Raw genomic sequence first — 12865 nt, 5'->3', positions numbered from 1 at the left:
CAGCGTGCGCAGCAGGTGGTTGTCGCCGTCCGCGCGCAGCCCCGCGGTGTAGACGACGCCCTGGGCCTCGCTGTAGCGGCACCCCGGCGCCGTCATGTCAGGCTGACGGCGGCACCTCGCCCGAGCCGCGCTGCACGAGCCGGGTCGGCAGTTCGATCCGCTCCGGGGACAGATGGGTGCCGTCGAGCTGCCGGAAAAGCCGTTCGGCGGCGGTGCGGCCGAGCGCGGCGGCGTCCTGGGCCACGACGGTGACACCCGGCTGGAGCAGATCGGCCAGTTCGAGGTCGTCGAAGCCGACCAGGGCGACCGGCCGGGGCAGCCCGGCCAGGACCCGGATCACGGTGACCGTCACCCGGTTGTTGCCGGTGAAGACCGCGGTGACCGGGTCCGGACCCGACAGCATCTCCTCGGCGGCCCGCCGCACCCGCTCCGGGTCGGTGACGCCCAGCGACATCCAGGAGTCCTCGACGGCTATCCCCGCGTCCTCCATCGCCGCCCGGTAGCCGCGCAGCCGCTCGATCGCCGTGTGGATGCGCGGCATGTCGCCGATGAAGCCGATCCTGCGGTGCCCGTGGGCGATCAGGTGCGCGACGCCGTCGCGGGCACCGCCGAAGTTGTCCGACAGGACCACGTCGGCGTCGATCCGTCCGGCCGGACGGTCCACGAACACGGTGGCGACACCCGCCTTGATCTCCGGTTCCAGATACCGGTGGTCGTCGCCGGCCGGGATGATGACCAGCCCGTCCACCCGCCGCGCGCACAGCGCCAGCGCCAGCTCCTGCTCACGGTCCGGGTCCTCGGCGCTGGAGCCGTTGATGAGCAGCGCGCCGTGCGCGCGGGCCACTTCCTCCACCGCGCGGCTGAGCGGACCGTAGAACGGGTCGGCGAGGTCCTCCAGGACGAGTCCGATGCTCGCCGTGCGCCCCTTGCGCAGCACCCGCGCGCTGTCGTTGCGGCGGAAGCCGAGCGCCTCGATGGCCTCCTGCACCCGCCGCTCGGTGTCGGCGGTGACACCGGGCTCGCCGTTCACCACGCGGGAGACGGTCTTGAGGCCCACGCCGGCCCGCGCCGCCACGTCCTTCATGGTCGGACGGTTGCCGTACCGTGTCCCGGACGCGCGGTCCGGAGCACGGTCGGCGGGGCGGTCTTCTCGGCGGGCGGTCTCTGGCACGATGCGGCGTCCTGTTCCTTGTCGTCCGCAGGGGCTCTGCGCGGGTCCCTGGGTGCGTATGAGGATGTGGCGTCGAGCATAGAGCCTGGACAACGTTGTCATACGCACGAGAGACTGTCCATCGCATACTCGGTCAGCGCTCCCGCCGCGAGGCCGGGCTGCGCTCACCACTTAGGTCCTTACATGGTTGACGGGGAGATCTGACACTGATGCACACCGACCTCGTGGCCGCGCTCGACATCGGCGGCACCAAGATCGCCGGAGCGCTGGTGGACGGCCACGGCAGCATCCTGGTGCGCGCGCAGCGCGCCACGCCCGCGAAGGAGGACGGTGAGACCGTCATGCGGGCCGTGGAGGACGTGCTCGGCGAGCTGAGCGCGTCCGCGCTGTGGGGCCGGGCCACCGCGCTGGGCATCGGCAGCGCGGGCCCGGTGGACGCCTCCGCCGGTACGGTCAGCCCGGTCAACGTGCCGGGCTGGCGCGGCTATCCGCTGGTGGAGCGCGCACGGGCCGCGGCCGGGGGGCTGCCCGTGCAGCTGATCGGCGACGGTGTGGCCATCACGGCGGCCGAGCACTGGCAGGGCGCGGCCCGCGGCCACGACAACGCGCTGTGCATGGTGGTCTCCACGGGCGTGGGCGGCGGTCTGGTCCTCGGCGGCCGACTGCACCCGGGCCCCACGGGCAACGCGGGCCACATCGGTCACATCAGTGTCGACCTGGACGGCGACCTGTGCCCGTGCGGTTCGCGCGGCTGCGTGGAGCGGATCGCCAGCGGCCCGAACATCGCCCGCCGGGCGGTGGAGAACGGCTGGCGGCCGGGGCCCGACGGCGACACCACGGCCGCCGCCGTGGCCGCCGCCGCGCGCGCGGGCGACCCGGTGGCCGTGGCCTCCTTCGAGCGCGCCGCACGCGCCCTGGCCGCGGGCATCGCGGCGACGGCGACCCTGGTCGAGATCGACATCGCGGTGGTCGGCGGCGGTGTGGGCAAGGCGGGCGAGGTGCTGTTCGGCCCGCTGCGCAGGGCGCTGACCGACTACGCCACGCTCTCCTTCGTCCGGCAACTGACGGTCGTCCCGGCCCAGATGGGCACCGACGCCGGGCTGGTGGGCGCCGCGGCGGCGGCCCTCACGGCGCGTACGGATCCGGCGGGCGCCGGGGTCTGAGCGGCCGGGCACGGCAGCCGGAAGGGGGGGGCGGGCCGACCGGCCCGCCCCCCCCTTCCCGCACCGCTCCTCGTGCCGGACCCGCCGGACCCGGCGGCCGGCTCAGCAGGTCAGCCGCGCGTCCGCCCAGTCGCCGTGGTCGGAGTCGGTGTTGTCGCCGCCGTTGGTGACGACCAGCCGGACCACCTGGGCACCGGTGACGTCGGCCGTCACCGGCTGGGCGGGCATGGCATTGGTGAGGACACCGGTCGAGGCGGCCTTGGTGCCGTCCGCCCAGATCTCGAAGGAGACGGTGCCCTTGGCGCCCTTCTCGTCGTCGACGCCGACGTCCGCGGTGACCTTCGTGCACGCCTTTCCGGTGTAGTACGCGATCTCGCTCGGCGCGTGGGTGCCCAGGCCCTTGGCGTAGACCACCCCGCCGATGGTGATCGGACGGCCGTCGCCCGCGGCGCTCTCCCCGTTGCTGGTGTTGCGCTCCACCGGTCCGTAGCCGTTGGTGGCGGACATCCACGGCAGATCACCGAGGGAGGACGTCCCGGACGGCGGCGCGACCACCACCGACGCCGGGACCGTCAGCGTGCCGGAGGCACGGACCCCGGTGGCGGAGCGGTAGCTCGCGGTCAGCGTCAGCCCGTACGTCCCGGTGGGGGTGCCCGGCGGCGCGGTGACGGTCCACCGGGTGTTGTGCGCGCCCCCGGCGCGCAGGGTACGGACGTAGGTGGCCGAGCGGGCGCTCACCTGCCAGCCCTCCGGTCCGGTCAGGGACACGGACAGGTGCTGGGCCGCGGTGCGGCCCAGGTCGGTCACCGTGCTGGTGAGCGCGGCCGGACGGCCGGCGACGGCCGGCGGCGCGTCGGCGGAGAGTTCGGCGGCGGGCGGGTTGGCGCTCCAGCGCCGGTCGGTGGAGATCCGGACCAGTACGGTGCCGTGGGCCGGCACCGTCGCCGCGACGGTGCCCGCGGTGTTGTAGTTCCGGTGCTGCCACAGGTCACGCAGGGTGTAGCCGTCGGCGTCCGGGAGGCCGACGGCGTGCGCGGTGGTGGCGATGCGCTGAGGGGTGTTCGTCTCGTTGAACAGGGCGACCGCGCGGCTGCCGTCCTTCATCTGCTTGGCGACGACCCAGCGCCCGTCCGCGGAGGAGACGACGGTTCCCTGCTTGCCCAGCGGGTCCTGGTCGACGGCGATGACGTCCGCGTTGGTCAGGACGCCGAGGGTGGCGGGGGACGCCTTGCGCAGGTCGGTGCCGATCAGGAGCGGGGCGGCCATCACCGACCACATCGAGAAGTGGGTGCGGTACTCGGTGTCCGTCATGCCGCCGTTGCCGACCTCCAGCATGTCGGGGTCGTTCCAGTGGCCGGGTCCGGCGTACGGGGCCAGCGGCAGGTTCTGCTTGAGGATCGCCAGCATCGAGGACCACTTGTCCTGGATGTCGTGGGTGGTGCGCCAGAGCTGGCCCAAGCCTGCGGCCCACTCCCACGGCTTGTTGTCGCCCCATTCGCAGATGCTGTAGACGATGGGCCGCCCGGTCGCGGCGGTGGCCTCCCTCAGGGCGTCGCGCATCGTCGTGTAGCGCTGCCGGGCGTCCACGCCCTGGTTGTTGCAGTTGTCGTACTTGAGGTAGTCGATGCCCCACTCGGCGAACTGTCGGGCGTCGCTGTACTCGTGTCCGAGCGCGCCCGGGAAGCCGGTGCTGCTGCATGTCTTGGTACCCGCGCTGGTGTACAGGCCCAGTTTGAGGCCCTTGGCGTGCACATAGTCCGCGACGGCCCCGATGCCGTGCGGGAAGCGGACCGGGTCCGGGACGAGCTTGTCGTCCGCGTCGCGGGCGGGGAGGGCCCAGCAGTCGTCCAGATTGACGTACTGGTAGCCGGCGGCCTTCAGGCCCTTCGCCACGAAGAGGTCGGCGATGCCCTTGACCATGGACTCGTCGAACTCCGGTCCGCAGTGGGTGGAGTTCCAGTTGTTGAATCCCATCGGCGGGGTGAGGGCGAGTCCGCCGGGCAGGGCGGACGCGGCGGTCCGCTCGGGCTGCTGCCGGGCCTGGTCCCGGGCCGCGGCGGCCGAGGGGACCGCGGTTCCGAGGGCGAGCAGGGATGCCGTCAGTACTCCGACGACTCTTCGACGGGAGGTGCGCGTGTGCGGCAGACGCATCGTCAACGTTCCTCCGAACTCCCAGGGATGGGATGACTTCATGTCCGCGTCATCGTGTGCGTTTACGGTAGGACGTGTCGGAGTCTGTCGGAAGGGAACGCCACGCTTGTTCAACGGTTGTTCGATGGGCCGTCACGACCCCGGCCCCCGACCGCGTGACCAAAGCCGCCGTCCGCCGTTGAGCAGGCATGAAGAAGCGCAGCATGCTCGCCCTCGCCTCCCTCGCCACCGGCTTCGTGGTGGCCGCCGTCTCCCCCTCGCACGCCGCCGACCGGGACGCGCTCGGTGAACTGGGGGTGAAGGACACCGTGGGCGCCGTGGATCATCTCGTCGGCCAGGACGGCCTGCCGGTCGACAAGGACGTCCTGGGGCAGAACGACTGAGGCGGACCGGCCGGGCCGCCCCGGGCGCCCCCACCGGGCGGCCCGCACCGCAGCGGCGCCGTACCCCTTCGCGCGGCGGGGTGCGGCGCCGCTCCGTGTCGTCCTCAACTGGGCCTGGTTTCCGTGGCAGGGTGGAGCGGGCAAGCCACAGGGGGCCAACAGAAGAGGGGGACCAGTGACCGTCGTCTGGATCAACGGCACGTTCGGTGCGGGCAAGTCCGCCACCGCACGGGAACTGATCGATCTGATCCCGAACAGCACGCTCTTCGATCCCGAGGTCATCGGCGGCCTGCTCGCCCAGCACCTCCTGCCGCCCAAGCACCTCGCCGGGGCCGGTGACCTCCAGGACCTGCCGATCTGGCGGCGGCTGGTGATCGACACCGCCGCCGCGATGCTCGCCGAACTGGGCGGCACCCTGGTGGTGCCGATGACCCTGCTCCGCCAGGACCACCGCGACGAGATCTTCGGCGGCCTCGCCGCCCGCCGCATCGGCGTACGGCATCTGCTCCTCGCCCCGGCCGAAACGATCCTGCGTGAGCGGACAGCACACCGCGACGTCCCGTCCGGCCTCCCCGACGGCGATCTGCGGACCCACCAGTGGGCCGACGACCACATCGAGCCCTACCGCGCTGCCCTGGCCTCCTGGCTCACCGCCGACGCGCACCTCGTCGACAACAGCGCGCTCACCCCGTACGAGACGGCCGTCCGGGTCGCCGAGGCGGTCGGCACCGGTGCCGCACCCCCCTGCGACATCGTGCAGACCCCCGAGCCCACCGCCGAGACCGTCGCCTCCGGTGTGCTGCTCTTCGACGAGCGGGACCGGGTGCTGCTCGTCGACCCCACCTACAAGCCCGGCTGGGAGTTCCCCGGCGGCATCGTCGAACCTGGCGAGGCCCCCGCTCGCGCCGGGATGCGCGAGGTCGCCGAGGAGACCGGCATACGGCTGGAGGAGCCGCCCCGGCTGCTCGTCGTGGACTGGGAACGCCCCGCGCCCCCCGGCTTCGGCGGGCTGCGCCTGCTCTTCGACGGCGGCCGCCTCGACTCCGCCGAGGCCGCCCGGCTGCTGCTGCCCGGCCCCGAACTGCGCGGCTGCCGCTTCGTCACCGAACGGGAGGCCGCCACCCTGCTCCCGCCGGTCCGCCACGAACGCCTGCGCTGGGCGCTGCGCGCCCGCGAACGCGGCGCGGCGGTCTATCTGGAGGCGGGCGTACCGGTGGGCTGAGCCGCCCTCCCCACCGGGATCCCTCCGGGCCCCGCCCCTGCACACCGGGCGCACGGTCTCGGAGCCGGGACCGGAAGGCCGGTCCCGGACACGTGAACGTGTACGGGGACAGCCCGGCCCCGACCGCCCGCGTCACGCGGGCGGTGCGTACCCCGCCGCGGCTCGGCGCAGTGTCTCGCCGGCCCGCTCGGTCAGCGGGGCGCCGTGGCCGAAGCAGGCCACCTGCGGGTCGAGGGCGGCCAGTTGCCGGAAGGCGGCGAGGGTGCGGGCGCGGTCGAGGCCGAAGACGCCGAGGACGACGGAGCCGTCGACCGGGGAGACGGCGATCGTGTCCCCGGTGAACAGGACGCCGTACCGGGGAAGATGGACACCGATGCTGCCGTCGGTGTGGCCCGGGGCGTGCACGACGCGGGCGCCGCCGCCGAAGCCGAGGACGTCGCCGTCGGACAGCTCGGTGAGCCGCCGGGGGCGGACCGGATCGCCCTCGGGGAGCTGTGCGAGGGCCGCCGCGTGCAGGGCCTGCTCCCCGTCCTCGTAGCGCGGCGGGGGAGGAGCCGCCTCGCCCCTGACGTACGGGGCGTCGAGGCGGTGGGCGAGCACCTGCGCCCCGCAGGACCGGGCCAGTTCGCCCGCCCCGCCCGCGTGGTCCTCGTGGAAATGGGTGAGCACGATCCGCCGCAGCTCCGCGGGATCGTGCCCCAGGGACCTGATCGCCCCGGTGATCGCCGCGCCCGCGCCCTTGGGCCCGGAGTCGACCAGGGTCAGCCCGTCGTCGTCGCGCCACAGACAGGCCTGCCCCACGGGGAAGCGGAGCAGGTGCAGCCGGGGAAGGATCTCCACTACGTCCATGCCCCGACCGTAGAGAAGCCCCCGCCGAGGGGCGAGGGCTCTCTGCCGCGGGCAGAGCGGGCGCGGACCGGCCCGCCCGGCGTGCGCGCGGGTCAGCCCGCGTAGTTGCGCAGGAACAGCGCCTCGGCGACCGACAGCCGCTCCAGCTCCTCGGGCGAGACGCTCTCGTTCACCGCGTGGATCTGCGCCTCGGGCTCGCTCAGGCCGATGAGCAGGATCTCGGCCTGCGGGTAGAGCGCGGCCAGGGTGTTGCACAGCGGGATCGAGCCGCCCTGTCCGGCGTACTGGAGCTCCTCGCCGGGGTAGGCGACGGCCATGGCGTCGGCCATCGCCTGGTACGCCGGGCTCGCGGTGTCGGCGCGGAAGGGCTGGCCCTGGCCGATCTGCTCGGTGCGCACCCGGGCGCCCCACGGGGTGTGCGCCTCCAGGTGGGCCTGGAGCAGTTCGGTGGCCTTGGCGGCGTCGACGCCCGGCGGCACCCGCAGGCTCACCAGCGCGCGGGCACCGGCCTGCACGGACGGCGTGGCGCCGACGACGGGCGGGCAGTCGATGCCGAGGACGGTGACGGCCGGGCGGGCCCAGACACGGTCGGCGACCGCGCCCGAACCGATCAGCTCCACCCCGTCCAGCACCTTGGCGTCCTTGCGGAACTGCTCGTCCTCGTACGCCAGTCCGTCCCACACCGCGTCGGCGGCGAGACCGTCGACGGTCGTCGAACCGTCCTCGGCGCGCAGCGAGTCCAGGACGCGGATCAGCGCGGCGAGCGCGTCGGGCGCGGCACCGCCGAACTGGCCGGAGTGCAGATTGCCCTCCAGGGTGTCCACCTGCACGCGGACCAGGGTCATCCCGCGCAGCGTGCTGGTCACGGTCGGCAGGCCGACGCGGAAGTTGCCGGTGTCACCGATCACGATGGTGTCGGCAGCCAGCAGCTCGGGGTGCTCCTCGGCGTAGCGCTCCAGGCCGCCGGTGCCCTGCTCCTCCGAACCCTCCGCGATCACCTTGACGTTGACCGGTATGCCGCCGTTCGCCTTCAGGGCGCGCAGCGCGAGCAGGTGCATGATCACCCCGCCCTTGCAGTCGGCCGCGCCGCGCCCGTACCAGCGGCCGTCACGGTCGGTCAGCTCGAAGGGGGGCGTGGTCCAGGCGGCCTCGTCCAGCGGCGGCTGCACGTCGTAGTGGGCGTACAGCAGCACCGTCCGCGCGCCCTCGGGGCCGGGCAGGTAGCCGTACACCGACTGGGTGCCGTCCGGGGTGTCGAGCAGCGCCACGTCCGTGAAGCCCTCGGCGCGCAGCGCGTCGGCGATCCAGTTCGCCGCGCCCTCGCTCTCGCTCCTCGGATACTGGTCGAAGTCCGCCACCGACTTGAAGGCCACCAGTTCGGCCAGTTCCGCCCTGGCCCCGGGCAGCAGGGAGGCGACGGTCTCGGCGACCGGATGCGACGACATGGGCACGCTCCTTGTGGGTGCGACGTTGCACTCGTGAGCACCTCTGGGGCGCTCTGTGAGCACTTCTGTGTCTTCGATGATCGTGTCGGTGCGGGCGCGTCCGAGTGGGCGGACGTGTCCGCTGCCGATCCTCCCACAGCGGACCTGGGGGAAAGCGGCCGTAGGATGCGGGGGACAGATGGGGTGCCCCTGCTCGGGCGGAGCCGAGAGCCGGGGGAGGCAGTCGGTTGATGTGGAGCGGTAGACCATCGTGAGCAGCGAGAACTCTTCGGCGGACGACGTGCAGCAGGTGTGGGACGTCGTCGTGGTGGGCGCGGGACCCGCGGGGGCCTCGGCCGCCTACGCGGCGGCGGTCGCGGGGCGGCGCGTCCTGTTGCTGGAGAAGGCCGACCTGCCACGGTACAAAACCTGCGGCGGCGGGATCATCGGTCCCTCGCGCGACTCGCTGCCGCCCGGGTTCGACCTGCCGTTCCAGGACCGGGTGCACGCCGTGACGTTCTCCCACAACGGCCGCTTCACCCGCACCCGGCGCTCCCGGCAGATGCTGTTCGGGCTGATCAACCGGCCCGAGTTCGACCAGCAGCTCGTCGAGCACGCGCAGAAGGCGGGCGCCGAGCTGCGCACCGGCGCCACCGTGACCCGGGTGGAGCAGCACGGCTCGGCCGTGCCGGACCGGCGAACGGTCGCCGTGGTGCTCCAGGGCGGCGAGACCGTGCTCGCCCGCGCGGTGGTCGGCGCCGACGGCAGCGCCAGCCGCATAGGCGCCCATGTCGGGGTCAAGCTCGACCAGGTCGACCTGGGCCTGGAGGCGGAGATCCCGGTGCCCGAGACCGTCGCCGACGACTGGCGCGGCCGGGTCCTCATCGACTGGGGCCCGATGCCGGGCAGTTACGGCTGGGTCTTCCCCAAGGGCGACACGCTCACCGTCGGCGTGATCTCGGCGCGCGGCGAGGGCGCCGCGACCAAGCGGTACCTGGAGGACTTCGTCGCCCGGCTGGGACTGGCCGGTTTCGAGCCGAGCATCTCCTCCGGACATCTGACCCGCTGCCGCGCCGACGACTCGCCGCTCTCGCGCGGGCGGGTGCTGGTCTGCGGCGACGCGGCGGGCATGCTGGAGCCGTGGACGCGCGAGGGCATCTCCTTCGCGCTCAGGTCCGGGCGGCTCGCGGGCGAGTGGGCGGTGCGGATCGCCGAGGCGCACGACGCGGTGGACGCGCGCCGCCAGGCCCTGAACTACGCCTTCGCCATCAAGGCCGGGCTCGGGGTCGAGATGGCCGTCGGCAAGCGGATGCTGGCGGTCTTCGAGCGCCGCCCCGGCCTCTTCCACGCCGCCCTGACCGGCTTCCGCCCGGCCTGGAAGGCGTTCAAGGACATCACCCAGGGCTCCACGACACTGGGCGAGCTGGTCCGCAACCACCCCCTGGCCCAGCGCGCCCTGAGCATGATGGACCGGCGCCAGCCGGCCGCACCCGCGCCCGCCCCCGCCGAGGCCGACACCGGCGCCGGGACGGAGCACGCGGACGACACCCGGGAGACGGACGGTTCCTGAGCGGGGCCGGGCCCCGCGGCCTCGGCGTACTTCCCCGGGAGTACGGGTGACCACCTCGCCGGGGTGACGTCCCCGTGGGCCCGTGACGTCTAGCGTGGCCGGCATGGAAGAGCAGCGCGTACGCGGGGGCGGTCCGCCGTGGGGACGGTGGCACGGACCCGTGGGAGAGCGCGGCGCCGACGGCCGGGAGCGGCCGGGGACCCACTGGCCGTGGCCCTCCACCGTGCTCGTCACGGCCGTCGTCCTCGCCGGGACCCGCTTCTCGGCCCGCGGACAGAGCCACCGCGAGGCACTGGACGCGTACGCGTACGCCCTGCTGGTGGTGGCGGCCGGGCTGCTGCTGTGGCGCACCCGGCGTCCCGCGTTCGTCGCGTACGCCACGGCGGCCCTCACCCTGGCCTACCTCGCCGCCGGATACCCCTACGGCCCCGTGTTCCTGACCGTCGCCGTGAGCTGCTTCGGCGCCGTCGTCGCCGGGCGGCGCCGGGCCGCCTGGACCTCCGTGGGACTGCTGTGGGCCGGGCACGCGCTGATCGCGCTCTGGCTCTACCGGTGGCTGCCGCCGCCCGGCGACTCCGCCTCCGGCTGGGGACAGCAACTGGTCGTCGCCACCTGGGTGGTAGCCGTCGTCGCCGTCTCCGAACTGGCCCGCGTCCGGCACGAGCAGTGGGCGCGCGAACGCGCGGAACGCGCCCAGGCCGCCCGGCGCCGCGCCGACGAGGAACGGCTGCGCATCGCCCGCGAACTGCACGACGTGCTCGCCCACAGCATCTCCGTCATCAACGTCCAGGCGGGCGTCGGCCTCGCCCTGCTGGACACCGACCCGGAGCAGGCCCGCACCGCGCTCACCACCATCAAGGCCGCCAGCAAGGAGGCGCTGGGCGAGGTCCGCCAGGTGCTCGGCACACTGCGCACCCCGGGGGACGCGCCGCGCGCGCCCGCACCCGGCCTCGACCGGCTGCCCGAACTCGCCGACCAGGCGGCGCACGCCGGGCTCACGGTCGAGATCGAGGGCACCCCGCCCCCGCTGCCGCCCGGCACCGCACTCGCCGCCTTCCGGATCGTCCAGGAGGCCCTGACCAACGTCGTACGGCACAGCGGCTCCCGGCACGCGCGCGTGCGCCTCGCCCACGGCGGCGGCACCCTGCGGCTGCGCGTCGACGACGACGGACCGGCGACCGGCGCGGCGGCGGGCGGCAGCGGCAACGGGCTGGCCGGGATGCGTGAACGGGCCGCCGCGCTCGGTGGCACCATCGAGGCGGGGCCCCGCCCCGGCGGCGGCTGGCGGGTGCTGGCCGAACTGCCCCTGACGACCACCGAGGAGGACGACCGGTGATCCGCGTACTGCTCGCCGACGACCAGTCGCTGGTACGGGCCGGGTTCCGGGCGCTGCTCGACGCCCAGCCGGACATCGAGGTCGCCGGGGAGGCCGCCGACGGCGAGGAGGCCCTGCGCCTGGCGCGGGACGCCCGCCCCGACGTCGTCCTGATGGACATTCGCATGCCCGTCCTGGACGGCCTGGCGGCGACCCGCCGCATCACCGCGGCCCCGGAACTCGGCGACGTCAAGGTGGTCATGCTCACCACCTTCGAGCTGGACGAGTACGTCTTCGAGGCGATCCGCTCGGGCGCCTCGGGCTTCCTCGTCAAGGACACCGAACCCGAGGAACTGCTGCGCGCGGTACGGGCGGTGGTCGACGGTGACGCCCTGCTGTCCCCGGGCGTCACCCGCCGCCTCATCGCCGAGTTCGCCGCCCGCTCCAAGGAACCGGCCGCCGCCGACGCCCTGGCCCGGCTCACCGACCGCGAGCGCGAGGTGATGGCCCTGGTCGGCATCGGCCTGTCCAACGAGGAGATCGCCCGCCGCCTGGTGGTCAGCCCGCTCACCGCCAAGACCCACGTCAGCCGCGCCATGGTGAAGCTCGGCGCCCGCGACCGCGCCCAACTCGTCGTCCTCGCCTACGAGTCGGGCCTGGTCCGGCCGGGCTGGCTGGGCTGAACCGGGCCGCCCGGTCCGGTCCGTGCCCGCCCGGCCCCGCTGCTCAGCCGATCCCCGAGGTCTCCCGCCACAGCGCCGCCAGCGCGGGATCGCCCGTCACCCGCGGCACGGCCACCCGGTTCCACAGCGCCAGGTACAACTGGTCCGCGGGCCCGGAGAGTTCGGCCTCGGCGTCAGTGCCGCCGCCCGGCTCGGTGACCGGCGGCCCCTCCGACAGCCGTACGGTCCACACCGCGGCGTCCGCACCGGACCCGGCCGGATCCGTGGCACGCACCCGCAGCACGCGCGGCCGGGGCGAACGGACCCGGCTCCGGGAACCGGCGTGGAAACCGCGCAGCAGCTCGTCGATGCCGTCGACGGCGAACTCCGCGCCGACCGGGGACGGCACTCCGCCGCGCGCCGCCTCGGCGTCGAAGCGGTGCACCGCCGTCTCGTGCGCCTGCCGCCGGGTCCAGAAGGCCAGTGCGGACGGCACCGCCAGGGGCGCCGGGTGGAACGTCCAGCACTCCACGTCCTCCGGCGCGTCGGACAGCACCGCCACGAGGCCGCGGTGGCTGTCGCGGTACCACTCCACCAGCGCGGCGCCGTCGAGACCGGGCGGAGGATCGACCGGGGGGCGCGGCGCGGTGTGCGCGTCCGCGACGAGAGCGGCGGCCCACCGGTGCACCGCCCCGGTGTGCAGCAGCAGGTCCCGCACCCGCCAGTCCGGACACGTCGGCACCGCGGCCCTGGTCCCGGCCTCCTCGGCGGCGGCGGCCAGCAGCCGGCCCTCGCGGTCCAGCGCGTCGAGATACTCGGCGGTCTTCATGGCGGGAAGTGTGCCGCACGGCGTGCGCTCCTGGCGAGCGCCCGGGACCGCCCGGGACCGCCCGGGACCGCCCGGGACCGCCCGGGACCGTGTGGAACCGCCCGGGACCGTGCGGGCCGTGCGGGC

General features: G+C 74.3%; 11 protein-coding genes. 6 read left to right on the top strand and 5 right to left on the bottom strand.

Annotation, left to right across the window (positions count from 1 at the left end; translation table 11 throughout):
• Positions 1 to 97: 97 nt before the first annotated feature.
• Positions 98 to 1171 (bottom strand): LacI family DNA-binding transcriptional regulator, encoded by a 1074-nt coding sequence (locus ACWDYF_RS29375; protein ID WP_037896036.1) that lies wholly within the window; start codon positions 1169 to 1171, stop codon positions 98 to 100.
• 209 nt (positions 1172 to 1380) lie between these two features.
• On the opposite strand from ACWDYF_RS29375, the gene ACWDYF_RS29370 reads away from it, so the two are divergent.
• Complete coding sequence (locus tag ACWDYF_RS29370) at positions 1381 to 2334, top strand: ROK family protein (protein WP_018570969.1); 954 nt, start codon at positions 1381 to 1383, stop codon at positions 2332 to 2334.
• 102 nt (positions 2335 to 2436) lie between these two features.
• On the opposite strand, the gene ACWDYF_RS29365 is transcribed toward ACWDYF_RS29370, so the two are convergent.
• Positions 2437 to 4485, bottom strand: coding sequence for an NPCBM/NEW2 domain-containing protein (locus ACWDYF_RS29365; protein ID WP_389471732.1), 2049 nt, complete (start codon positions 4483 to 4485; stop codon positions 2437 to 2439).
• Positions 4486 to 4673: 188 nt separating this feature from the next.
• Between ACWDYF_RS29365 and ACWDYF_RS29360 the strand changes: the two genes are divergently transcribed.
• Both ACWDYF_RS29360 and ACWDYF_RS29355 read left to right on the top strand, forming a co-directional pair.
• Positions 4674 to 4868, top strand: coding sequence for a hypothetical protein (locus tag ACWDYF_RS29360; RefSeq protein WP_018570967.1), 195 nt, complete (start codon positions 4674 to 4676; stop codon positions 4866 to 4868).
• 175 nt (positions 4869 to 5043) lie between these two features.
• Complete coding sequence (locus ACWDYF_RS29355) at positions 5044 to 6090, top strand: NUDIX hydrolase (RefSeq protein WP_381737947.1); 1047 nt, start codon at positions 5044 to 5046, stop codon at positions 6088 to 6090.
• Between the two features lie 132 nt (positions 6091 to 6222).
• Here the strand turns inward: ACWDYF_RS29355 and ACWDYF_RS29350 are convergent, their stop codons facing one another.
• Complete coding sequence (locus ACWDYF_RS29350) at positions 6223 to 6939, bottom strand: MBL fold metallo-hydrolase (protein ID WP_381737949.1); 717 nt, start codon at positions 6937 to 6939, stop codon at positions 6223 to 6225.
• A gap of 92 nt (positions 6940 to 7031) precedes the next feature.
• Positions 7032 to 8384: a dipeptidase gene (locus tag ACWDYF_RS29345; RefSeq protein WP_355475786.1), complete on the bottom strand. Its 1353-nt coding sequence runs from the start codon at positions 8382 to 8384 to the stop codon at positions 7032 to 7034.
• A 250-nt stretch (positions 8385 to 8634) separates the two neighbouring features.
• On the opposite strand from ACWDYF_RS29345, the gene ACWDYF_RS29340 reads away from it, so the two are divergent.
• The 3 genes from ACWDYF_RS29340 to ACWDYF_RS29330 all read left to right on the top strand — a co-directional run bounded on the left by ACWDYF_RS29340 (position 8635) and on the right by ACWDYF_RS29330 (position 11931).
• Positions 8635 to 9933: a geranylgeranyl reductase family protein gene (locus ACWDYF_RS29340; protein ID WP_389471728.1), complete on the top strand. Its 1299-nt coding sequence runs from the start codon at positions 8635 to 8637 to the stop codon at positions 9931 to 9933.
• 103 nt (positions 9934 to 10036) lie between these two features.
• Positions 10037 to 11269: a sensor histidine kinase gene (locus ACWDYF_RS29335; protein ID WP_389471725.1), complete on the top strand. Its 1233-nt coding sequence runs from the start codon at positions 10037 to 10039 to the stop codon at positions 11267 to 11269.
• Positions 11266 to 11931 (top strand): response regulator transcription factor, encoded by a 666-nt coding sequence (locus tag ACWDYF_RS29330; protein ID WP_018570961.1) that lies wholly within the window; start codon positions 11266 to 11268, stop codon positions 11929 to 11931. The genes ACWDYF_RS29335 and ACWDYF_RS29330 overlap by 4 nt, the downstream gene beginning before the upstream one ends.
• 43 nt (positions 11932 to 11974) lie before the next feature.
• Here ACWDYF_RS29330 and ACWDYF_RS29325 read toward each other — a convergent pair whose 3' ends face one another.
• Positions 11975 to 12739: a maleylpyruvate isomerase family mycothiol-dependent enzyme gene (locus ACWDYF_RS29325; RefSeq protein ID WP_389471722.1), complete on the bottom strand. Its 765-nt coding sequence runs from the start codon at positions 12737 to 12739 to the stop codon at positions 11975 to 11977.
• Positions 12740 to 12865 lie beyond the last annotated feature (126 nt).

Source organism: Streptomyces sp. NPDC003284 (assembly GCF_053589675.1).
The sequence above is the reverse complement of the archived record's forward strand: the minus strand, read 5'-3'. Positions and strand labels throughout refer to the sequence as shown.

What these genes read in the sequence shown, in the direction of transcription:
- ACWDYF_RS29335 (WP_389471725.1), top strand. Translation starts at nt 10,037, where the DNA reads ATGGAAGAGCAGCGCGTACGCGGGGGCGGTCCGCCGTGGGGACGGTGG.
- ACWDYF_RS29350 (WP_381737949.1), bottom strand. Translation starts at nt 6,939, where the DNA reads ATGGACGTAGTGGAGATCCTTCCCCGGCTGCACCTGCTCCGCTTCCCC.
- ACWDYF_RS29360 (WP_018570967.1), top strand. Translation starts at nt 4,674, where the DNA reads ATGAAGAAGCGCAGCATGCTCGCCCTCGCCTCCCTCGCCACCGGCTTC.
- ACWDYF_RS29325 (WP_389471722.1), bottom strand. Translation starts at nt 12,739, where the DNA reads ATGAAGACCGCCGAGTATCTCGACGCGCTGGACCGCGAGGGCCGGCTG.
- ACWDYF_RS29370 (WP_018570969.1), top strand. Translation starts at nt 1,381, where the DNA reads ATGCACACCGACCTCGTGGCCGCGCTCGACATCGGCGGCACCAAGATC.
- ACWDYF_RS29345 (WP_355475786.1), bottom strand. Translation starts at nt 8,384, where the DNA reads ATGTCGTCGCATCCGGTCGCCGAGACCGTCGCCTCCCTGCTGCCCGGG.
- ACWDYF_RS29365 (WP_389471732.1), bottom strand. Translation starts at nt 4,485, where the DNA reads ATGCGTCTGCCGCACACGCGCACCTCCCGTCGAAGAGTCGTCGGAGTA.